Origin of the sequence: Alkalihalobacterium chitinilyticum (genome assembly GCF_029028005.1) — a bacterium.
Taxonomy (GTDB): Bacteria; Bacillota; Bacilli; order Bacillales; family Bacillaceae_F; genus Alkalihalobacterium; species Alkalihalobacterium chitinilyticum.
Genome location: NZ_JAOTPO010000002.1, coordinates 53,221 through 74,886 on the forward strand (window position 1 = coordinate 53,221; position 21,666 = coordinate 74,886).

A 21,666-nucleotide genomic window follows, 5' to 3' on the forward strand; every position below is an offset into this window, starting at 1 on the left:
TTTGGCAAAGTGTCTTTATTCGTCTTACACAGATACGAACTGACATGATTCCCGATATTTTCTAAACGCCAGATGGTTGTGCTAAAATGAAAATTAAGTATGGAAATTGAGAGGAGTGCTCTTATGAATAAATTAGTTCTTGTAGATGGAAACAGTATTGCATACCGCGCGTTTTTTGCACTTCCTTTATTGAACAATGATAAAGGAGTTTATACAAATGCAGTCTACGGCTTTACGATGATGCTTCTTAAAATCATCGAAGAAGAAAAGCCAACTCATATGGTCGTCGCGTTTGATGCAGGCAAAACAACATTCCGACACGAAACCTATGGAGAGTATAAAAGCGGGCGTCAAAAGACACCTGGAGAATTATCGGAACAATTCCCGCTCATTCGGGAATTGTTAGATGCATTTCAAATTTCAAGATATGAAATTGAGAATTATGAAGCAGATGATATTATCGGTACACTTGCTAAACAAGCCGAAAAAGAAGACTGGAATGTAAGTGTTTATTCGGGAGATAAAGATTTACTTCAATTAGTGTCCCCGAAAGTAAAAGTGACGTTATCTCGAAAAGGGATTACAAATGTAGATACATATGATGAGCAAGCGATAGCAGATAAATATGGAATTACGCCGTTGCAAATTATTGATATGAAAGGCCTTATGGGAGATAGTTCCGATAACATACCTGGTGTTCCTGGGATAGGAGAAAAAACAGCGTTAAAACTTTTGAAAGAATACGAAACGGTTGAGAACGTTCTTGAGTCTATCGATAAAATATCTGGTAAGAAAATGAAAGAAAGACTCGAGGAGAATAAAGAACAGGCTCTGATGAGTAAAAAGCTGGCAACCATTTTTAGTGATGTTCCTATTGATCGAAGTTTAAATTCATTTACATTTGAAGAATATGATAAAGAGAAAGTGGTTGCGCTTTTTAAAGAGCTAGACTTCAATACATTATTAAATAAATTAGATGTCGGTGAAACGGAAGAAACTACCTTACAAGATGAGGACATTGAGTACGAGGTCATCGATGAAGTAACAGAGGAAATCCTTCAAAGTCCGTCTGCGCTCATTGTTGAAGTGATATCTGAAAACTATCACCAAGCAGATGTACTCGGTTTTACAATTGTTAATGAAAGTGGTAAATACTTCATTCCAACAGAAGTGGCAAGCCAATCGGATGTATTTATGGATTGGGCGAAAGACTCGACCAAGAAAAAATGGTTAGCTGATACGAAGCGAGCTGTTGTTGCTTTAGGATGGAAAGATATTGAGCTGAATGGTGTGGCCTTTGATATCCTTTTAGCATCATACTTACTAAATCCTTCAAGTTCTTCTTACGAGTTAGCTGATGTCACAAAAGAGCGGGGCAAACAACTAGTTGAGTATGACGAAACGGTTTATGGAAAAGGAGCAAAACGTAAAGTTCCTGAAAGAGAAATTTTAGAGAAGCATCTCATTAATAAAGCACAAGTTGTGTATACATTAAAAGAAGATCTTGAAAATGAATTAAAAAAGAATGAGCAATTTGAATTGTTTAGTGAACTAGAAATGCCACTAGCTCTGGTTTTAGCAAAGATGGAGATTACCGGTGTAAAAGTCGATGAGCCACAGTTGAAAGCGATGGGGCAAGAATTAGGAGAGCAACTAGCTTTATTAGAAAAGGAAATACATGAATTAGCTGGTGTTTCATTTAATATTAATTCGCCAAAGCAATTAGGAGAAATTCTGTTTGAAAAACTTAACCTTCCGCCAATAAAAAAAACAAAGACGGGTTATTCGACTTCAGCCGATGTCCTTGAAAAACTACAAGATCAACATGAGATTATCGGTAAAATTTTACACTACCGTCAATTAGGAAAACTAAATTCAACGTATATTGAAGGTTTACTTAAAGTCGTTCATCACGATACGAGCAAGATCCATACGATTTTTAATCAAGCGTTAACCCAGACCGGTCGCTTAAGTTCAACGGAACCGAATTTACAAAACATCCCGATTCGCTTGGAGGAAGGAAGAAAAATTCGTAAAGCATTTGTTGCTTCTGAGAAAGACTGGGTCATTTTCGCTGCTGACTACTCACAGATTGAATTAAGGGTACTTGCTCATATTGCTCAGGATCAAGGGTTAATAACGGCTTTTAAAGAAGATATGGATATTCATACAAAAACTGCAATGGATGTATTTCATGTCAAAGAAGATGAAGTAACATCCAATATGAGAAGAAGTGCAAAAGCGGTTAACTTCGGAATTGTTTACGGTATTAGTGATTACGGTTTGTCACAAAATCTAGGTATTACGAGAAAAGAGGCGGCTCAATTTATTGAACGTTACTTTGAAAGTTTTCCTGGAGTTAAAGATTACATGGATCGCATAATTGAAAAAGCACGGGAAAATGGATATGTAACGACGTTATTACATCGTCGAAGATATCTGCCTGAAATTACAAGTCGAAACTTCAACTTGCGCAGTTTTGCGGAAAGAACCGCAATGAATACACCAATACAAGGAACAGCTGCAGATATTATCAAGCAGGCGATGGTTCAATTAGGTGAACAACTAGAAGAAGCGAATTTAAATGCACGCTTATTACTTCAGGTTCATGATGAATTGATCTTGGAAGTGCCAAAAGATGAAATCGAAACTGTTGAAAAAATGGTCAAAGACGTGATGGAAAATGCAATAGAACTAGATGTACCTTTAAAAGTAGATTCTTCCTATGGAGACAGTTGGTACGACGCAAAATAAGGAGTAAGAACGATGCCAGAATTACCAGAAGTAGAAACGGTAAAGCGAACATTAGAACGATTAGTCATCGGTAAAACGATAACGGATTTAGAAATTTTTTGGCCCAAAATGATCAAAAAGCCAGATGATGCCGAACATTTTAAAGCACTTATACAAAACCAAACGATTCGTGAAATGGGACGACGAGGCAAATTTTTAAAGTTTATCTTAGATGATTATGTCTTAGTCTCCCATTTACGAATGGAAGGTCGATACGGAATGTATCAGGCAGATGAAGAAGTTAATAAGCATGTTCATGTGATTTTTTACTTTTCTGATGGAACCCAGCTGCGTTATCAAGATGTTCGTAAGTTCGGTACCATGCACTTATTCGTTAAGGGAGAAGAAGAACGTTCTTTACCTTTAATGGACTTAGGGTTAGAGCCTTTTGCTGAAGAATTTACAATTGAACATTTGAAAGAGGGTCTGGCTAAAACCAACAGGAAGGTAAAAACGGCGTTATTAGATCAAAAGATTGTTGTCGGCTTAGGAAACATTTATGTTGATGAAGCTCTTTTTCATGCAGGCATCCTTCCTGAGCGTTTAGCCAAAGAGGTAAGGGAAGAAGAGCTACCGTTACTCCATGAAAAAATTATCGAAACATTAGGTAAAGCCATTGAACAAGGAGGAAGTTCGATAAAATCTTATGTGAATGGTCAAGGGGAAATGGGGATGTTTCAGCAATTTTTGTTTGTATACGGTCGAAAAGGCGAGCCGTGCAGAACATGTGGAACACTGATTGAAAAAACGGTAGTCGGGGGACGTGGGACGCACTTCTGTCCGAATTGCCAAAAATAAAGTACATTGGATAGGCTCCTGCCATATACTATCGTATCAGTCATGGAAGGAGCTTTTTACATGGTAGAAATCTTCTCATTACTACTATTAGCATTAGCTGTTAGTTTAGATAGTTTTGGTGTGGGTCTAACGTATGGACTTAGGAAGATGAAATTACCGTTTAAGTCCTTATTATTTATTGCGTTTTGTTCAGCAGCTTCTATCCTTTTAGCCATGACATTCGGAAATTGGATCCAACGATACTTATCTCCTCAGTTTGCAGAAGCTCTCGGGGGGATCATCTTAATCTTGATTGGTGCATGGGCACTTTATCAAGTATTTCGACCAACAAAAAATGCAGATGAAGAAGAGGAAGCGGTTCCAAAAAAAGTTGATGATAAAGTCCTCATCAACTTAGAGATTAAAATGCTTGGCTTAGTGATACGAATACTGAGAAAGCCGATGGAAGCTGACATTGATAAATCAGGAACAATTACAGGAAGAGAAGCGATTTTATTAGGAGTCGCTTTATCACTAGATGCGTTTGGAGCGGGAATTGGTGCAGCCCTCATAGGGTTTTCACCTTGGTTAATGGCACTTACAGTTGCAATTATGAGTGCTTCCTTTGTTACGTTTGGGATGAAAAGTGGATACCGCTTCTCTGATTCATATGTAATGAAGAAGTTTTCATTTATTCCTGGGTTATTACTGATTATACTAGGTGTATGGAGTCTCATTTAGAGGTAGTTCAAAAAGTCCGGGAAAAATAGCGGTCGAATCTCGGCGTTGGCTTGCTTCTGCGTTGCTCGTGTATTAAGAGCATACACTGCGCTACTCGAAGCTACGCCGCCTTGATCTTCTCGGCTCTTTTTGTCCTCCTTTTTGAAGCAGGATAGAAGGGGAGTTCAAAAAGTCCGGGAAAAATAGCGGTCGAATTTCGGCGTTGGCTTGCTTCTGCGTTGCTCGTGTATTAAAAGCATACGGGAATAAATAAAGGAGTTTAAAGGATGATAATTGGTTTAACAGGTGGAATTGCTAGTGGTAAGAGTACAGTATCTCATTTCATTTCGAAATTAGGAATACCCATTATTGATGCAGATGTAATAGCAAGGGAAGTTGTCGAACCTGGAGAAGAAGCTTTTAAACAAATCGTTTCTCATTTTGGCACTCAGGTGCTCAATGAGGAAGGTACAATTGCTCGAAAACGACTAGGTGAAATCATCTTTAATGATGAGAAAGAACGGAAGATATTAAATTCCATCGTTCACCCTGCGATTCGGAAGCGGATGATTGAAACGAAAGATCGATTTTATAAAGAAGGCCATTCTGTAGTTGTTTATGACTTACCCTTACTATTTGAAAGTGATCTACGTCATATGGTCGACAAAGTATTGTTGGTCTATGTGGAAGAACAAGTTCAGTTAGAGAGGTTAATGGCGCGAGATCAGTCTTCTAAAGAGGAAGCAATGAGTCGTATCCAATCCCAAATGCCGTTAAAGGATAAAATCAAGTTAGCGGATGAAGTCATTAATAATAACGGAACCATCGAAGATACCGAAGAGCAATTGACACAAATATTAATAAAGTGGCAAATAATAAACCATTGAGTTATACTTTTTCATCGTTTTATGGTGATCTAAGAAAAGATGAGTTCATAGGAAAAACACTAAGATATCTTAATATCCTAGTGTTTTTTCATTTAGTTGGCGGGCCCTTGCCCCAGTGATAATTTAGAACCGATAACCATAGAATTAATTGAATTGCCTAATTATTTTTATTTATTATCTTTTTATAAAATTATTAGTTCTTAATGCATATTATATGTTATACTATTTCATATCAGAGGACATTTAGTATAGCATATATAAATGGGGAGGATCTAATTATGATGAAGGTTAAAGTGGCGATTAATGGATTTGGAAGAATTGGGAGAATGGTGTTCCGAAAAGCAATTCTTGACGATAAATTAGATGTTGTAGCGGTAAATGCAAGTTACCCTGCGGAAACATTAGCTCATTTAGTAAAATATGACAGTATCCACGGGCCATTCCAAGGAGAAGTAGAAGCGGGGGATAACGAACTAATCGTAAACGGTAAAGTCGTTAAGCTTTTACAATCACGTGATCCAAAACTATTACCATGGAAAGAAATGAATGTAGATATCGTTGTTGAAGCAACGGGTAAATTTAAATCAAAAGAGACGGCTGGTTACCACATCGAAGCTGGAGCAAAGAAAGTAGTAATTACTGCACCAGGTAAAGATGAGGATGTTACAGTAGTTGTGGGTGTAAATGATGACGATTACATTCATGAAAAGCACGATGTGATTTCAAATGCATCTTGTACAACAAACTGTCTTGCACCAGTTGCTAAAGTTATAGATGAAGCATTTGGAATTGAAACAGGAATGATGACAACTGTTCATTCGTATACAAACGACCAAAAGAATATTGACAATCCACACAAAGATTTACGAAGAGCTCGTGCATGCGCTCAATCGATTATTCCAACATCAACTGGAGCAGCTAAAGCAATTGCGAAAGTTTTACCAAACCTGAACGGAAAATTAAATGGTATGGCATTACGAGTTCCAACACCTAACGTGTCTTTGGTTGACTTTGTTGTTCAAGTTAAGAATGATGTAACGGTAGAAGAAGTGAATGAAGTATTAAGAAATGCTGCGAACAATGAGTTGAAAGGCATTTTAGGTTATACTGATGAGCCGCTTGTTTCTATAGATTTTAATGGTAATGAAAATTCATCTATTATTGATGGTTTATCGACAATGGTATTAGGAGACCGCCAGTTAAAAGTTTTAGCTTGGTATGATAATGAGTGGGGTTACTCTTGTCGTGTTGTAGACCTTGTTAACCTTGTTGCAGAGAATATTGTAAACGATGCAAAACTTCACGTTTAATATAACCTAATCAGTATGTAATAATTCACGGCTGACCTGGCTATTACCCAGGTCAGCTTTATTTTGTTTCTGTCTGAAAGAGTATATACGAATAAAAGTGGGTTAACAATAAAGTGATACTTCCCCTGTGGTACCTTAACATTCCTACATGTTTGAGAAGGCATGACATTTTTTTTGAAAAGGGGGATTCAACTTATGGATACTATGGGTCGTCACGTAATTGCTGAATTATGGGGATGTAACGTAGAGAAGTTGAATGATATGAATTTTATTGAGCGAGTATTCGTTGATGCTGCACTGGAGTCGGGAGCAGAAGTACGTGAAGTTGCATTTCACAAGTTTGCCCCACACGGTGTTAGTGGCGTTGTGATTATTTCGGAATCACATTTAACAATCCACAGCTTTCCGGAACATGGATACGCTAGTATTGATGTTTACACTTGCGGTGATCGAATTGACCCGAATGTAGCTTCAGATTATATATCTAGAGCACTGCGGGCAACAACCAGTGAAATAATTGAAGTGCCAAGGGGAATGGGTCCTATCAAAGTTGAAAAATCGAAAAGTAAAGCATTGTAATGCGTAAGAAAGAGGTGGGAAACCACCTCTCTTTTGATTTTTTTTTTAATATTGCTAAAGATTAAGGTATTATGTAGTGTCTCTTGTTTTAGGGAAGAGTATTAAATACAGTTTATTCATTCCCATGGATTTTCTCCATTTCCATAGAGAGAGTTTTTTCTAATCAGATCTGTGAACGATTTCTTGTCATTTTTCGAGTTTTTATTTATTATTAAAGTAGTATAGTTTGTTCGCTAAGCTAAATGCAAGACAAAGTGGAGTTGATACCGAATGCGTTGTCCAGCATGTGAATACAATGGAACTAAAGTTCTTGATTCGAGACCTAGTCATGAAGGGAAATCAATACGTAGACGAAGAGAGTGTGAATCTTGCAATTATCGTTTTACTACGTTTGAAACTGTTGAAGAGCACCCAATTATTATTGTTAAAAAAGATGGTACGAGACAAGAGTTTAGCCGTGAAAAGATATTAAGAGGGCTTATTCGCGCCTGTGAAAAACGACCGGTTTCGCTAGAGCAGCTCAATGAAATTGTGACGAAGGTTGAACGTGAGCTTCGAAGCAAAGGGATGAATGAAGTTGAGAGCCGAGTTGTCGGTGAGTTAGTCATGGAAATATTAGCAGGTGTAGATGATGTTGCCTATGTCCGCTTTGCATCCGTTTACCGTCAATTTAAGGATATAAATGTTTTTATTGATGAACTAAAAGATCTAATTGATCGAAATACGACTAAGAAATAAATGAGCTTTAAGCAGTCTGCTGAGAGCTCTTTTTCACTTTTATAGATTAGATTGAAGTAAGGTTAGGTGGTATTGATGGAATGGCATTGGAAAGAGCTTTTGCCAGTTGACCGTTTGATGATTCGAGCGAAAGACCAATTAACGGTGCAAGATCAAAGAGTACTTATATTATTATATCAACCTCTAATTGGTGCAGTAGCTTACAGCTTGTACATGACCTTGTGGAGTGAGCTTGAAGATGATATTTACTGGAGTGAAGAGACTACACATCGTCAGTTAATGATTAGTATGGATCTGCCGTTACCACAACTTTTTCAAGAAAGAAAAAAGTTAGAAGCGATCGGATTACTAAAAACGTACAAGAAAAAAAAGGATGATTACTCCACTTATCTATATGAACTTCAGCCGCCGATGTCACCACAGGCATTTTTTACAAATGACGTTTTAAGTGTTTATCTATATAATCGATTAGGGAAGACGAAATATCGACAAATTAGAGAGCGGTTTTTAATCGACAAATTAGATGAAGAAGGGTACGAGGAAGTAACGTATGCGTTTGATGAAGTTTTCACTTCTTTATCACATTCAGAAATTGCTACTCATCACCAAACAGAGTTGATAGAGGCATTAGAAATAGACCCAAACAAAGAAGTCGTTCAAAGAGGGCAAGAACAAGACCTGTTGTTTGCGGACCGTTCATTCGACTTTCAATTGTTAGAATCTGATCTAGCTACGTTTAGTAATGCAAAAAAGTTACTGACAGTAGAAATTAAAAAAGTTATTATTCGTCTCGCTTTTGTTTATCGCATTGAACCATTAGAGATGAGCCGATTAATTCAGCAAGCTCTTCTTCATGATGATGAATTGAATGTAGAGGAATTAAGGAAACGAGCGCAAGAATGGTATAAAATAGAGTATGGAAATGAGCCTCCTACCCTTGGTTTAAAGACTCATCCATTAGAACACCGTGAAATGAGTGGCAAAGTTCCACAAACTGAAGAGGAAAAAATGATATCACTGTATGAAACCACATCGCCGTTAGATTTACTTGAGAGCCGGTCAGATGGTGCCAAAGTTCCTTTAGCTGATGTAAAAATTATTGAGAGTTTACTTCTTGATTATCAGTTAATGCCTGGTGTTGTAAACGTACTGATTGATTCTATTTTAATTCGAAATGATATGAAGCTGACCAAAGCTTTAATTGATAAAATTGCTGGTCACTGGTCCAGAAAGAATATTAAAACCGTAAAAGAGGCAATGGAATTAGCCAGACTTGAGTATCAAAAAAATACAGCGTACCAACAAAGTAAAAATGAAGCCCCAGTTGCTAAAGGCCGACCGAAAAAATCGTCTGTACGAAAAGAGAAATTACCGAAATGGCTCTTAAAAGAACAAGAAGAAAAGTCTGCGGCGGCGACTTCAGACCATAATAGTCAAGACCCTAAAGTTGCTCAGGAAAAAGAAAGGTTTAATAAAATGATGGAGCAATTAAAGCAAAATAGATCGCTAAAGGAGGAAGATTAGATGGAATCCATTCAATCCTCCCTTCAAAAAATGATGAGCGGGGAAAAATTTTTAAAGCAATACGAAAAGATGAAGCACGAGATTTTTACAGATCCAATTATTAATGAGTTTATTGGCAAGAACCCTCAAGTTTCTCTTGAAATGCTTGAAAAGAGTTTGCCGAAGTTAGATCAATATAGAAAAGAGCTGAATTCGTGTAATAACTGTCCGGGACTCGAAAAATGTTCTAACTTAATGCAAGGATACAAACCTCGCCTAGTGATAGAAAGAAATTATGTGGATATTCGCTTTGAGATTTGTGAAACTAAACTTAAAATAGATCGACAAAAACAACAACAATCTCTTATTAAAAGTTTATATATACCTAAAGATATTCTTGAAGCAAGGTTTGAAAACATTGATCAAAGAGAAGAGTTGCGAATGGCTGCGACTGCAGCAGCATTAGAATTTGTTATGGAAGCTGACCCAGGGAACCATTCAATGGGCCTTTACTTATATGGAAAATTTGGTGTCGGTAAAACGTATATTATGGGTGCTGTGGCAAACGCCTTAGCAGACCGCGGAATTGAAACGATGCTCGTTTATACTCCGGACTTCTTTAGGGAAATGAAGCAATCGATTGGTGACGGCACATTAAATCAAAAGCTAGAACGCGTAAAAAATGCCGGGGTGCTTATTTTAGATGATATCGGTGCGGAAAGTCTGTCCAGCTGGATACGTGATGATGTTTTAGGCGTTATCCTTCAATATCGAATGCTTGAAAAGCTCCCAACTTTATTTACATCGAATTTTGACTATGAAGAACTGGAAGAACACCTGTCTTACTCAGAACGTGGCGGATTTGAACAGTTAAAAGCGAAACGGATTATGGAAAGGATTCGTCATTATACTAGACCGGTTTATGTTGATGGTTCCAATCGAAGAGAACAGAATTAGTCTTTTTTGAGAAATAAAGTATAAATTCGAAGGTGTCTAGCTCCAGCGCCCAGCGACTAGCGAGACTTCGCCCACCTCCTTGCGATAAGTCAACATCGGCTCACTAACGATCACCGTGTTTCCTTTATCTCATACGGTGTGCTCCAGTCCGTACGTCGCAAAACGGGCGCTTCCGCTTTTCTTTAGAATGGGCATTTTTTAATAATCTATGATAGTATAATACTAGTTGATAAAGTTGGGGGTTATGAATCAAATGAGCATTGACCACATTCTAGAGCGTGCAGTGAACGGGGAACGACTTTCATTAGAAGACTGCATAGAGCTTTATAAAAGTGATGAAGTAGAGAAGATGGGTGAAGCAGCAAATACCATTATGAAAAAATGGCACCCAGAACCAGTGACGACTTTTGTTATCGGTAGGAATGTGAATTATACAAATTTCTGTGATACGTATTGTCGTTTTTGTGCATTTTACAGACCACCTGGGCATGCAGAAGGCTATGTTCTTGAAGATGAGGAAGTATTAAAGAAAATTCAAGAAACTGTTGATGTCGGTGGAACGGAAATTTTAATGCAAGGTGGAACGAATCCCGATCTGCCTTTTTCATATTACACGGATTTATTAAAAAAGATAAAAGAACGTTTTGATATTACGATGCACTCTTTTTCACCTGCTGAAATTTACAAAATGGCTGAAGTCTCCGGCCTTTCTTTAGAAGAAGTACTTATTCAATTAAAAGAAGCTGGGTTAGATTCTGTGCCGGGTGGCGGTGCTGAGATTTTAACTGAGGAGACTCGCAGACGTGTAAGCAGAATTAAAGATACGTGGCAAGAGTGGATCGAATGTATGAAAACTGTTAAGAAAGTGGGCATGCATGGCACCGCGACAATGGTTATTGGTTTAGGAGAAACGATTGAAGAACGTGCACTTCACCTTCAACGGGTCCGTGATGCACAAGATGAAACGGATTGTTTCCTTGCGTTTATTTCCTGGACATTCCAACCCGATAACACTAATTTAAAAGGTGAAAAAATTTCACCGCGCGGATATTTAAAAAATGTCGCAATCTCTCGTATCTTCTTAGATAATATTGCGAACTTCCAATCGTCATGGGTAACGATGGGGCCGGAAGTAGGAAAACAGTCGTTATCATACGGTTGTAACGACTTCGGCAGTACGATGATGGAAGAAAATGTTGTATCTGCTGCAGGGACAACTCATAAAGTAAATACAAATCAAATTTTGCAATTAATACGCGAAGCGGGGAAAATCCCAGCGCAACGTAATACTAAATATAATATTTTGCGCGTATTTGATAACGATGAAAAAACAGAAAAAGATTTTGTTATGCAAAACTAATTGAGAACAATGTTAGAGGGGGTGGCCTTAAGAGGCCAGCTCCTTTTTTTTTTTTTTTATGCAGATAAGTGTACAATTTTTTTGAAGTGGTCAAGTTCCAGCGCCTAGCGACACTTCGCTCACCTTCGTACGAAAAGTCAACAACAATTCACTTCCGTTTACCGTGTTTCCTTTATCTTTACGGTTTAGTTCAGTCTGTACGTTGCTGAACGGGTGCTTGCACTTGCACTTTCCCTATAATGATTGCAGATTAGTTAAAAATTTCAAAATAATGTGATATAATGAATGAACATTCACTCGGAATGACACGTTTTCTCAAAGTTTATGAGAACAGCCTTCAAATAATGCTTTTTTGTACTAGAACTAATAACACTTTAAGAGGTGAAAGAAATGAAGCGTATGGGGCCACTGATGATCATAGAAGGTAAAAATAACAGCAAAGTACCTTATTCTAGAAATATATTTATTGATTGTCCTGAAAAAGTGTTAATCGATTGTGGAGCAGATCCTCAAACTCTTTTAGAGGTTAACGACCAGTTTGGTATTGAATTAATAGTAAATACTCATTATCATCCAGATCATACTCAATATAATCATCTTTTCCCAAAAGCCCAAAAGTGGATCAATCCACTTGAGTTTGAGACAGCAAGATCTATTGAAGGGATTGCCAAAGCTAATGGGATTTATGAAGAATGGGGAGAAGCTGGAATTGAGCAGTGGAAAAAACAGCTGCCTCAGGAGTGGGTAAACAATTTACAGCAAATTTCGGGGACGTATCAGTATGAAGTCGAATATTGCTTTGGGGGAGTGAAAACGGTCCTCTTACACACACCAGGACACACAGCTGGTTTATCTTCGCCTTACTTCCCTGAGTTGGGTGTAGTCTATGTTGGCGATTATGACATGACGACATTTGGTCCGTGGTATAACGGTACGGATGGAAGTATCGAGGACTTTATTGAGTCTGGGAAACGCCTGCTGACTCTTGATGCAGATACCTTTATAACAGGGCACCAAAAAGGCTTATTTACTAAACAAGAATTCCAAAGTGAAATGCAGCGATTTTTAGAAGTAATCGATAAGCGCGATGAAATGATCGATTATTATGCTCGGCAAGGATTAAGCTTTGAAGAATTAACAAACATTGGGATATTTTACCCGAAAGAAGTACTAAAAGTACCTATTTTTAAAACGTGGGAACGTTGTGGAATCCGAAAACATCTACGGCGTCTTAACCTTACTGTATCTGAAATGCCCAAGGCATATGCAGTGACAAAATAAAAATAGACTAATAAGAGAATTATATTAATAATAAGTTGAAAGGGGGAGAATGTTCCATTGGAGATGGATGGGCATCGAACGTATGCAACCTTTGAATGTGACCATTGTTTAATTGAACTTACTGAACATGACGACGATTTATATGATGATGAATCCAAAGAGTTTTATAAATCTTTAGCACAAATGATTGTCAGCAGTTATGACAGATAAAGAACTCAGCATATATCGTACGCTTATTTGTTTTTATAACAAATAAGCGTATTTTTTAGTTCTTTTTTTTACAGCTTGTCATAGGAATGAATTAGAATGATTTGTCATGCACGAAGGCTTACAACCGGGCGACGGTACAATAAATTGTTAATTCATCGGTTAAGGGGGATTTACCATTGATTGCTATTCAATTCGAATCTCAGCAAGATTGCCAGCAAGTATATAATCAACTTACCCGGTATATGTCTAAATATACTCAGTTAGGTTTACAAGTAACGTTAGACATAGAAGAGGGTGAAGAAGATACGACGATATACATCCAATATGAAGACGATGAAATCAACTTCTATGATTCGTTTCATCCTTTATTAGCATCTGTTCTTTCTCAGCATGTAATTGAAACGAAAGAAGAAGATTGGTTGCTAGAAATTATTGAACACATGTTTTATTTTAATGATCCCGAAGAGCAAGAACAAATACTAAGCTTAGCTTGTGAAATCATAAACGGCGATCGAGAAGATATACCAGCTATTCATTGTTTTTATGAGCGCGAAAATTATTTATATGAAGCCTTTGCAAAGGGAATTGACAAACATACTACATTTTACTACGAACCATTTTTAACATTTCGTTTGAAAGATTATGGTGAAATTTTAATTGACTGTGTTGAAATTGCCATAGATGAGTACTTACTAGAACAAGAGTATCAAAACATTGTGGAAAGCCTTCGATACTACCTAAAGACGGCTCCAAAGAAAATGAAAGAGCTTCATCTTGTACATGATGGTGAATTTTCTTTTTACGATGGTGCATTTAAAGAGATTAGCAGAGAAGAGAAAGAGCTTTTCCTGGAAGAGGCCTTAGTTTTTGAAGGAGACTTAGACATCGACGAGATGGTTGTATCACCACTCGTTAGTATTAACCCAGAAACACTCCATATTTACACCGATGACGTAGACCAAGGAATTATTTATACATTGCAAACGATCTTTCAAGAAAGAGCCGTCATATATCCTTTAGGTGTATTTCATCGTGTAACGTAAAAAATTCAGCGTGTTTTTTAAATGAAAACTTGATTTTCTCCTAAGCAATTCATATAATTACTTACATATCAAATTAAATGATGTGTGATGTAATGATAAGGACATGAGTCTTCGTTTACGGTTTCCAGAGAAGGTAGGATTGCTGAGAACTACCTAACACGGAATGTCGACTTACCACCTTTGAACATTAGCAGGGAAATTGCAGTATCTGCTAACGGCTCCAGGCCGTTATTCTGTAGAATTGAGCTATAATTGCACGCTTATGTAAGGTCATAAGTGTTTAGGGATTTGATTTTGCAATTATGGAAACAAGGGTGGAACCACGAGACTAACACTCGTCCCTTTTTTGGGATGGGTGTTTTTTTATGTTTTCAAAAAGAAAAAATAGGAGTGAGTAAGATGTCTGACGTATTGCAAATTACATTTCCTGATGGCGCTGTAAAGGAGTTTCCTGCGGGAACATCGACAGAAGATATTGCAGCTTCCATTAGTCCAGGATTAAAGAAAAAATCAATTGCAGGTAAATTTAATGGTGAGTTAATCGATTTACGTACAGCTCTTCATACAGATGGAAAAATAGAAATCGTGACTCAAGATTCGGTCGACGCATTAGAAGTCATGCGCCATAGTACGGCTCACTTATTAGCCCAAGCTGTGAAGAGGCTCTTCGGTAACGTGAAGCTCGGTGTAGGGCCGGTTATTGAAAACGGGTTTTACTATGATATTGACAGCGACACACCGATTACGGCTGAAGATTTACCAAAAATCGAGAAAGAAATGAAGAAAATCGTCAATGAGAACCTAGACATTAATCGTGTAGAAGTGAGCCGAGATGAAGCAGTGGCTCGTTATAAAGAAATTGACGATCAACTGAAACTTGAACTGATCGAAGTGATTCCTGCGGAAGAAAAAGTAACGATTTATGAGCAAGGTGAATTCTTTGACCTTTGTCGCGGGGTTCACGTTCCATCGACTGGGAAAATAAAAGAGTTTAAATTGTTAAGTATTGCAGGTGCTTACTGGCGCGGCGATAGTAAAAACAAAATGCTTCAACGTATTTACGGTACCGCATTCTTCAAAAAAGCAGATCTAGACGAACACTTACGCTTACTAGAAGAAGCAAAAGAACGTGATCATCGTAAATTAGGTAAGGAGCTAAGCTTATTTACAAACTCACAAAAAGTAGGACAAGGTTTGCCGTTATGGCTTCCGAAAGGAGCGACAATTCGCCGTCTGATTGAAAGATATATCGTCGACAAAGAAGTTCGCTTAGGCTATGACCATGTTTATACACCAGTTCTCGGCAGTTCAGAACTATATAAAACTTCTGGTCACTGGGATCATTATCGCGACAGTATGTTTCCTGTGATGGAAATGGATAATGAGGAACTTGTGCTTCGTCCAATGAACTGTCCTCACCACATGATGGTGTATAAGCATGACATTCACAGTTACCGCAAATTGCCTATTCGAATTGCTGAACTTGGAACGATGCATCGTTATGAGATGAGCGGTGCGGTTACAGGGCTGCAACGAGTCCGTGGAATGACGTTAAACGATGCACATATTTTCTGTCGGCCAGATCAAATTAAAGACGAATTCATTCGCGTCGTTCGTCTAATCCAAGAGGTTTATAAAGATTTCGGTTTGAATAATTATTCTTTCCGATTATCGTACAGAGACCCTGAAGATAAAGAAAAATACTTTGACGATGATGAAATGTGGAACAAAGCTCAAGGTATGTTAAAAGATGCGATGAATGAACTCGATGTAGAGTACTTCGAGGCTGAGGGAGAAGCTGCGTTTTACGGACCGAAATTAGACGTTCAAGTGAGAACAGCATTAGGAAAAGATGAAACGTTATCTACGGTTCAACTGGATTTCTTGCTACCGGAGCGTTTTGATTTAACATATGTCGGTGAAGATGGTAAACCTCATCGTCCTGTTGTTATTCACCGTGGTGTCGTTTCAACGATGGAACGTTTTGTTGCCTTCTTAATTGAAGAGTATAAAGGAGCGTTTCCAACTTGGCTTGCTCCAGTTCAAGTTCAAGTGATCCCAGTCTCTCCAGACGTTCACTTAGATTATGCAAAGCGTGTAACTGAAGCCTTACAGGCAGAAGGTATTCGTGTAGAAATCGATGAGCGTGATGAAAAAATCGGATATAAAATCCGTGAAGCTCAAATTCAAAAAATCCCTTACATGCTCGTTTTAGGTGATCAAGAAATTGAGAATGAAGCGGTCAATGTGCGTAAATATGGGGAACAGAAGTCTACTTCCGTTCCACTAGTTGACTTTGTAAGTGAACTAAGACAAATTGTTGAACAACGTGGCAAATAAGTTATAGAGAAGGCTGGCTCTAATGGAGTCAGCCTTTTTAGTTATTTTAGTTATTTTAGTTATTTAGGTTTAATCCTTTAAAGAAAAGGGAAAAGGGTCTTTATGTAAAAAAACAAAAATAGTACTATAGTACGCGATGTTAAATGTGGACAACTAATAACAATTTTAATTCATTAAGATGATTAATGACAAAAAAACGCTGTTTTTATCAAGAAAAGTCGATTACAATAGAATAGTAACTTGGGGTTTAATGATGATAGCCTTAAGGGAAATGCTGCTTTCGCCTATTTTAACAATTTATTGTTTATAGGTATTTAGAATTAGGTGAAAGCCAAATGTCCTATGTGGCTTTGAGGGGGAGGATCTGTGAGTAATAATATCGGGTATGAACAAGGTTTACTCACAATTTTTGAAAAAGTAAAACAAAACATAGAGAAATTAGAGCTTAACATTGAAACACAGATAAGCCTGCAGCAGTTGGAAGATTATGCGAAGGTCTTAAATGATTCTTCTATATTAGCGGTCACAGATGGAAACGGGATCATTATTGATGTTAACGATACATTTTGTAAAATTTCGCAATATTCTCGGTCTGAACTAATTGGAAAAAACCATAATGTCCTAAAATCCGGCTATCATAGCAAAGAGTTTTACAAGGATTTATGGGAAACGATAAACAGTGGTTCAGTATGGGAAGGGGAAATTAAAAACCGTAGGAAAGATGGAACTTTTTATTGGGTGAAGACTGCAATCTATCCTTTTTTAGACGAACAAGGAAAACCTTATAAATTTATTTCAGCAAGAACAGATATTACTGAGGGAAAGAAGTATGAACAGCAACTGCGAGAACGACTGAAAAATGACTTTAAGCATGTAGTAAAAAACCTTCATAATTTAGTTTTTAAAGTTGAAAAGATAAGCGGAGAATTTGTTATTACACTATTTGATGGTCAATTAGTAAATGTATTGGGTTTACAAAATAAAGACATTCTTAACAAATCCATTAATGAAGCTTTCTCAACTAAAATACGTAATTTAGCAGAAGGATACTTCGTCACAACTTTTAAAACAGGCGAAAATACTTCGTTCGAATTCGATGTTAATAACAGGTACTATCATGTCACGTTATCGCCGATCCATAAAGATGGAGCGGTTACGGCTATTGTTGGGTCTGTCAGTGAATTGACAGAGCTGAAGCAGTCGGAGTTAAAAATAAAGCATATGGCCTACCATAATCATATTACTGACCTTCCGAATCGTATGAAACTAATTGAAGACTTAAAAAGTGAATTAGAGAAAGCGAGAAAAGGAAAACAGGTTAACCTCGGTGTAGTATTGGTCGACCTTGACCGATTTAAACAGATTAATGATACAGCTGGCCATGTGGTTGGCGATGCAGTTATCGTTGAGGTTGGAAAAAGGTTTTCCGACCTGTACTTATTGGACTTAGTAGAAGAAGTAAAACTGTATCATCTTGGTGGGGACGAATTTGTTTTTCTAATTAAAAGTTTCGATGAGGAAGATGTAAGCAAGATGATTTCGCGCTTATATCAAACCATAGAACAACCTTTCGCTTATAAAAACGTAGATTTTTATTTAACGTTAAGTGCAGGTATCGGATTATCGAATAAGCAAACAGATGATGAAGAGGAGTTACTTAAGCAAGCAGACTTAGCACTATTGAAAGCTAAAGATGAGGGACGTAACTCATGTAGAATTTATACACCGAAAATGAATGAAGAACTTATAAGAAAAATTGAAATTGAAAGCGATATTCGTAAAGCGTTAGAGCGGGAAGAATTTGTGTTATTTTTTCAACCGCAATTAAACTTAGAATCCAATCAAATGATTGGTGTCGAGGCATTGATTCGTTGGATCCATCCGACAAAAGGGTTAGTTTCACCAGCCGAGTTTATCCCGGTTGCAGAGGAAACAGGCCTTATTATACCGATTGGTGATTGGGTGTTAAGAAAGGCTTGCGACTACTTAAATGAGTGGAAAGCTGCAGGAATTGATAATATCAAAATGTCGGTTAATATAGCGACAAGCCACTTTAAACGACGTGACTTCTCTGAGAATGTTCTAAAGATATTATATAACGCAAATGTAGATGGAAATAAAATAGAACTAGAAATTAATGAAAGCAGCTTGATGGAAAATACAAAGGATACGGCTCTTACCTTAAAAAAATTAAGAGACCATAATATTGGCATCTCAATTGATGATTTTGGTACAGGGTATTCATCATTAGGGTACTTAAAATCTTTTCCGATTACGACTTTAAAAATAGATCAATCGTTTGTTAGAGATATTATGAATAACGGCGAGGACCGAGCGATTGTGACTACGATAATTAATTTAGCAAAAAATTTAAAGCTCGAAGTGGTTGCTGAAGGAGTAGAAACAGAAGAGGCACTGACGTTTTTAAAAAGTGAACACTGTGATGTCATGCAAGGGTATTATTACAGTAAACCATTACCAGCAGATCAATTCATGAAATTTATTAATTAAGCTTTTAATAAAAGGTTGTTGTTTTTAGCTATATAACCGTTATAAAATTGGCGCATAGCTACAAATGAACTGGAAAAACAGAGATAGCTAAGTTTTTTAGACTAAATGTTTGACATCGTGTCTTAGCTGTGATAAATTAATTAAGTAATTTAATTAAGGACATTTACAAGCAGGAGCGCCCGCTTCTCACCTGATTGACGCAAGAGCTGTTAACAGGTTTTGATTAGTTTTTAAAGGATCAGTGTGGGCGTAGTATGCGTTCGCACTTTTTTTATTGAAAAGAACGCTGAATATCAGCAAGACTTCAATGTAAAATTGGTATACCAACATAGACACATACCTTTTTAAATGAAGTCTTTTGAGAACTAGCGCATGAATGCTTTGTCCGTGTTAAACTCACTTGGAGGTGGCTCATTATTAGTAAGGACATGTTGATCAATGAGGCCATTCGCGCCCGTGAAGTACGTCTCATCGGTCCAAATGGCGATCAAATTGGAGTTAAGTCGAAACAAGAAGCTTTAGAAATGGCACAAAAGGCAAACCTTGATTTGGTTATGGTTGCTGCTAATGCAAAACCACCAGTGTGCCGTATCATGGATTTTGGTAAGTTTAAGTATGAGCAGCAAAAGAAAGACAAAGAAGCTCGTAAAAATCAAAAAGTTATTAATATTAAAGAAGTACGTCTCAGTCCGACGATTGAAGATCATGACTTTAATACAAAACTTCGTAATGCGAGAAAGTTCCTTGAAAAAGGTGACAAAGTTAAAGCTGCTATCCGTTTCCGTGGTCGTGCAATTACTCACTCTGAGATTGGCCGTAAAGTATTAGAGCGATTAGCGACAGAGTGTGAGGACATTGCGATTGTTGAGGCAAAGCCTAAAATGGAAGGCCGAAGCATGTTCTTAGTACTTGCTCCTAAAAGTGATAAGTAATAGTACGTCAACGAAGAACGATTAAGGGAGGAATAAACAAATGCCTAAAATGAAAACTCATAGAGGCGCTGCTAAGCGTTTTAAGAAAACTGGTTCTGGTAAGTTAAAGCGTTCGCACGCATTTACAAGCCACTTATTCGGTAACAAGTCACAAAAACAAAAGCGTAAGCTTCGTAAAGCAGGAATGGTTCATTCTGGTGACTTCAAACGTATTAGAGAAATGTTAACATACAAAAAATAACTGGCAAAAGCTAAAGAAACAAGGAGGGAACTACTATGCCAAGAGTAAAAGGCGGATATGTAGCTCGTCGTCGTCGTAAAAAGGTATTAAAGTTAGCAAAAGGTTACCACGGTTCCAAACACCGTTTATTTAAATCAGCACAAGTACAAGTAATGAAATCATTCTTATACGCTTACCGTGACCGTCGTCAAAAGAAGCGTGATTTCCGTAAATTATGGATCACTCGTATTAACGCGGCTGCTCGTATTAACGGATTATCATACAGCCGTTTAATGCACGGTTTAAAAGTTGCTGAAATCAACGTTAACCGTAAGATGCTAGCTGACTTAGCGGTAAACGATGAGCAAGCATTTGCAGAATTAGCTGCAAAAGCAAAAGCAAGCTTAAACGCATAAGTTAAACTGCTTAGTGGTCGTTATGACTTGCTATTCAGTGAACGGATCATATAAAATAAACAATAAGGGTACTGGTATATTTACTAGTCCCTTTTTTGTTTCTTTTCGGTTCTTTCCGTAAAGCGGATTAAAGCACTCCTTATTCACACATTTTGATCAAAGGTGAGAACAATGATATATATTGTTTCATATTTTATTGGTGTAAGTATCGTTAGTTTTTTGTTAATGGGTTTGGACAAACGTCGAGCGGTGAATGGGGATCAGCGAATTTCTGAACGGACACTTTTACTATTTGCCTTCATCGGCGGGTCTGTTGGTATTTATTTTGGAATGAAGCAATTTCGGCACAAGACGAAAAAGCCTAAGTTTAATTTGGGTATACCTGTGATCATCGTTGGCCAAGTCATCTTATTATTCTTTCTTTACTATTAAGTATAAAAAATTGAATCCTACCTCGAACAATGTTTTCATAGAATAAAATAAGGTGGGTGTCAATGAAAGGGGGAATGTAGTGGAACAGTCATTAGATTCCATTCAGTTTGTCATTGAGGAAAGTGGATGGTTAGCCCCTCTATTCTTTATTTTACTGCACGTTCTAAGGCAAGTTTTCTTTATACCTGTTATTCTCGTTTGCTTATTAGGCGGCTATTTGTTTGGTGTATTTTATGGAACGATCTATTCCTTAGTCGGTTTAACGTTTACTAGTCTAGCATTTTATGTGATTGCCAAAAGGTTTCCTAAAGTCACGACAAAGCTTTTCTATTTAAAAAAGAAATATTTTGGGTCGTACCATAGAATGAGTTTAATGCAAATGTTTATTGTTCGTTTAATGCCCTTTATTCATTTTCATTTAATTTCTTTATATTTGTTAGAGATGTCTAAAAACGTGAAGGAGTATACGAAATACTCCTTTTATGCATGTATCCCGCCAGCATTTGTTTTCACTGCTTTTGGACATATGATTCATGAAATGCCGCTCGCAATCAGTTTAACGTTAGTTGGTGCCTTATTCGTAGTTTTTACAATTCTCGGTAGAAGAGAAGTAACGTACAAGTGGAATGATTTTTTTGCAACAAAATCATAAAAGGG

Annotated in this window: 20 protein-coding genes and 2 other annotated features; all 20 genes read left to right on the forward strand. The window is 37.3% G+C overall.

What is annotated here, in order from left to right:
- Positions 1–123: 123 nt before the first annotated feature.
- The 20 genes from polA (at position 124) to N7Z68_RS03100 (ending at position 21,661) form a co-directional block, all read left to right on the forward strand.
- On the forward strand, positions 124–2,754 hold the full coding sequence (gene polA, locus N7Z68_RS03005; RefSeq protein WP_275116975.1) for a DNA polymerase I: 2,631 nt from the start codon (positions 124–126) through the stop codon (positions 2,752–2,754).
- Positions 2,755–2,766: 12 nt separating this feature from the next.
- Positions 2,767–3,591 carry a DNA-formamidopyrimidine glycosylase gene (gene mutM / locus N7Z68_RS03010; RefSeq protein WP_275116976.1) on the forward strand — a complete coding sequence of 275 codons (825 nt, stop codon included), beginning with the start codon at positions 2,767–2,769 and terminating at the stop codon, positions 3,589–3,591.
- A gap of 60 nt (positions 3,592–3,651) precedes the next feature.
- The gene (gene ytaF / locus N7Z68_RS03015; protein ID WP_275116977.1) at positions 3,652–4,311 is read left to right on the forward strand and encodes a sporulation membrane protein YtaF; all 660 of its coding nucleotides are present in this window, start codon (positions 3,652–3,654) and stop codon (positions 4,309–4,311) included.
- 266 nt (positions 4,312–4,577) lie between these two features.
- Positions 4,578–5,177 carry a dephospho-CoA kinase gene (gene coaE / locus N7Z68_RS03020; RefSeq protein ID WP_275116978.1) on the forward strand — a complete coding sequence of 200 codons (600 nt, stop codon included), beginning with the start codon at positions 4,578–4,580 and terminating at the stop codon, positions 5,175–5,177.
- Between the two features lie 281 nt (positions 5,178–5,458).
- Positions 5,459–6,487 (forward strand): glyceraldehyde-3-phosphate dehydrogenase, encoded by a 1,029-nt coding sequence (locus tag N7Z68_RS03025; RefSeq protein WP_275117360.1) that lies wholly within the window; start codon positions 5,459–5,461, stop codon positions 6,485–6,487.
- A 195-nt stretch (positions 6,488–6,682) separates the two neighbouring features.
- Positions 6,683–7,066: an adenosylmethionine decarboxylase gene (gene speD, locus N7Z68_RS03030; protein WP_275116979.1), complete on the forward strand. Its 384-nt coding sequence runs from the start codon at positions 6,683–6,685 to the stop codon at positions 7,064–7,066.
- A 270-nt stretch (positions 7,067–7,336) separates the two neighbouring features.
- Complete coding sequence (gene nrdR / locus N7Z68_RS03035) at positions 7,337–7,804, forward strand: transcriptional regulator NrdR (RefSeq protein ID WP_275116980.1); 468 nt, start codon at positions 7,337–7,339, stop codon at positions 7,802–7,804.
- Between the two features lie 75 nt (positions 7,805–7,879).
- Positions 7,880–9,328, forward strand: a complete 1,449-nt coding sequence (locus N7Z68_RS03040; RefSeq protein WP_275116981.1) for a replication initiation and membrane attachment family protein — start codon at positions 7,880–7,882, stop codon at positions 9,326–9,328.
- Entirely contained in the window at positions 9,329–10,264 is a 936-nt protein-coding gene (gene dnaI / locus N7Z68_RS03045; protein ID WP_275116982.1) for a primosomal protein DnaI, read from the forward strand. It abuts the gene before it with no gap.
- Between the two features lie 253 nt (positions 10,265–10,517).
- Positions 10,518–11,624 carry a cyclic dehypoxanthinyl futalosine synthase gene (mqnC, locus tag N7Z68_RS03050; RefSeq protein ID WP_275116983.1) on the forward strand — a complete coding sequence of 369 codons (1,107 nt, stop codon included), beginning with the start codon at positions 10,518–10,520 and terminating at the stop codon, positions 11,622–11,624.
- Positions 11,625–12,014: 390 nt separating this feature from the next.
- A complete protein-coding gene (locus N7Z68_RS03055; protein WP_275116984.1) occupies positions 12,015–12,905 on the forward strand; it encodes an MBL fold metallo-hydrolase in 891 nt (296 codons plus the stop codon).
- 57 nt (positions 12,906–12,962) lie between these two features.
- Entirely contained in the window at positions 12,963–13,115 is a 153-nt protein-coding gene (locus N7Z68_RS03060; RefSeq protein ID WP_275116985.1) for a hypothetical protein, read from the forward strand.
- Between the two features lie 176 nt (positions 13,116–13,291).
- A complete protein-coding gene (gene ytxC / locus N7Z68_RS03065; RefSeq protein WP_275116986.1) occupies positions 13,292–14,158 on the forward strand; it encodes a putative sporulation protein YtxC in 867 nt (288 codons plus the stop codon).
- 83 nt (positions 14,159–14,241) lie between these two features.
- Positions 14,242–14,504 (forward strand) — a binding site (T-box leader).
- A 53-nt stretch (positions 14,505–14,557) separates the two neighbouring features.
- On the forward strand, positions 14,558–16,498 hold the full coding sequence (thrS, locus tag N7Z68_RS03070) for a threonine--tRNA ligase (RefSeq protein ID WP_275116987.1): 1,941 nt from the start codon (positions 14,558–14,560) through the stop codon (positions 16,496–16,498).
- 366 nt (positions 16,499–16,864) lie between these two features.
- Positions 16,865–19,009, forward strand: coding sequence for a sensor domain-containing protein (locus N7Z68_RS03075; protein WP_275116988.1), 2,145 nt, complete (start codon positions 16,865–16,867; stop codon positions 19,007–19,009).
- Between the two features lie 161 nt (positions 19,010–19,170).
- Positions 19,171–19,287 (forward strand) — a sequence feature (ribosomal protein L20 leader region).
- Positions 19,288–19,437: 150 nt separating this feature from the next.
- On the forward strand, positions 19,438–19,941 hold the full coding sequence (infC, locus tag N7Z68_RS03080) for a translation initiation factor IF-3 (RefSeq protein WP_236034958.1): 504 nt from the start codon (positions 19,438–19,440) through the stop codon (positions 19,939–19,941).
- A gap of 40 nt (positions 19,942–19,981) precedes the next feature.
- On the forward strand, positions 19,982–20,182 hold the full coding sequence (rpmI, locus tag N7Z68_RS03085; RefSeq protein WP_034627113.1) for a 50S ribosomal protein L35: 201 nt from the start codon (positions 19,982–19,984) through the stop codon (positions 20,180–20,182).
- A gap of 35 nt (positions 20,183–20,217) precedes the next feature.
- Positions 20,218–20,577: a 50S ribosomal protein L20 gene (gene rplT, locus N7Z68_RS03090; RefSeq protein ID WP_275116989.1), complete on the forward strand. Its 360-nt coding sequence runs from the start codon at positions 20,218–20,220 to the stop codon at positions 20,575–20,577.
- A gap of 171 nt (positions 20,578–20,748) precedes the next feature.
- Positions 20,749–21,009 carry a DUF1294 domain-containing protein gene (locus N7Z68_RS03095; protein WP_275116990.1) on the forward strand — a complete coding sequence of 87 codons (261 nt, stop codon included), beginning with the start codon at positions 20,749–20,751 and terminating at the stop codon, positions 21,007–21,009.
- A 79-nt stretch (positions 21,010–21,088) separates the two neighbouring features.
- Entirely contained in the window at positions 21,089–21,661 is a 573-nt protein-coding gene (locus N7Z68_RS03100) for a TVP38/TMEM64 family protein (RefSeq protein ID WP_275116991.1), read from the forward strand.
- Positions 21,662–21,666: the final 5 nt, after the last annotated feature.

What these genes read in the sequence shown, in the direction of transcription:
- rpmI (WP_034627113.1), top strand. Translation starts at nt 19,982, where the DNA reads ATGCCTAAAATGAAAACTCATAGAGGCGCTGCTAAGCGTTTTAAGAAA.
- infC (WP_236034958.1), top strand. Translation starts at nt 19,438, where the DNA reads ATGTTGATCAATGAGGCCATTCGCGCCCGTGAAGTACGTCTCATCGGT.
- speD (WP_275116979.1), top strand. Translation starts at nt 6,683, where the DNA reads ATGGATACTATGGGTCGTCACGTAATTGCTGAATTATGGGGATGTAAC.
- nrdR (WP_275116980.1), top strand. Translation starts at nt 7,337, where the DNA reads ATGCGTTGTCCAGCATGTGAATACAATGGAACTAAAGTTCTTGATTCG.
- ytaF (WP_275116977.1), top strand. Translation starts at nt 3,652, where the DNA reads ATGGTAGAAATCTTCTCATTACTACTATTAGCATTAGCTGTTAGTTTA.
- N7Z68_RS03095 (WP_275116990.1), top strand. Translation starts at nt 20,749, where the DNA reads ATGATATATATTGTTTCATATTTTATTGGTGTAAGTATCGTTAGTTTT.
- N7Z68_RS03055 (WP_275116984.1), top strand. Translation starts at nt 12,015, where the DNA reads ATGAAGCGTATGGGGCCACTGATGATCATAGAAGGTAAAAATAACAGC.
- mutM (WP_275116976.1), top strand. Translation starts at nt 2,767, where the DNA reads ATGCCAGAATTACCAGAAGTAGAAACGGTAAAGCGAACATTAGAACGA.
- N7Z68_RS03025 (WP_275117360.1), top strand. Translation starts at nt 5,459, where the DNA reads ATGAAGGTTAAAGTGGCGATTAATGGATTTGGAAGAATTGGGAGAATG.
- polA (WP_275116975.1), top strand. Translation starts at nt 124, where the DNA reads ATGAATAAATTAGTTCTTGTAGATGGAAACAGTATTGCATACCGCGCG.
- dnaI (WP_275116982.1), top strand. Translation starts at nt 9,329, where the DNA reads ATGGAATCCATTCAATCCTCCCTTCAAAAAATGATGAGCGGGGAAAAA.
- N7Z68_RS03040 (WP_275116981.1), top strand. Translation starts at nt 7,880, where the DNA reads ATGGAATGGCATTGGAAAGAGCTTTTGCCAGTTGACCGTTTGATGATT.
- rplT (WP_275116989.1), top strand. Translation starts at nt 20,218, where the DNA reads ATGCCAAGAGTAAAAGGCGGATATGTAGCTCGTCGTCGTCGTAAAAAG.
- mqnC (WP_275116983.1), top strand. Translation starts at nt 10,518, where the DNA reads ATGAGCATTGACCACATTCTAGAGCGTGCAGTGAACGGGGAACGACTT.
- thrS (WP_275116987.1), top strand. Translation starts at nt 14,558, where the DNA reads ATGTCTGACGTATTGCAAATTACATTTCCTGATGGCGCTGTAAAGGAG.
- coaE (WP_275116978.1), top strand. Translation starts at nt 4,578, where the DNA reads ATGATAATTGGTTTAACAGGTGGAATTGCTAGTGGTAAGAGTACAGTA.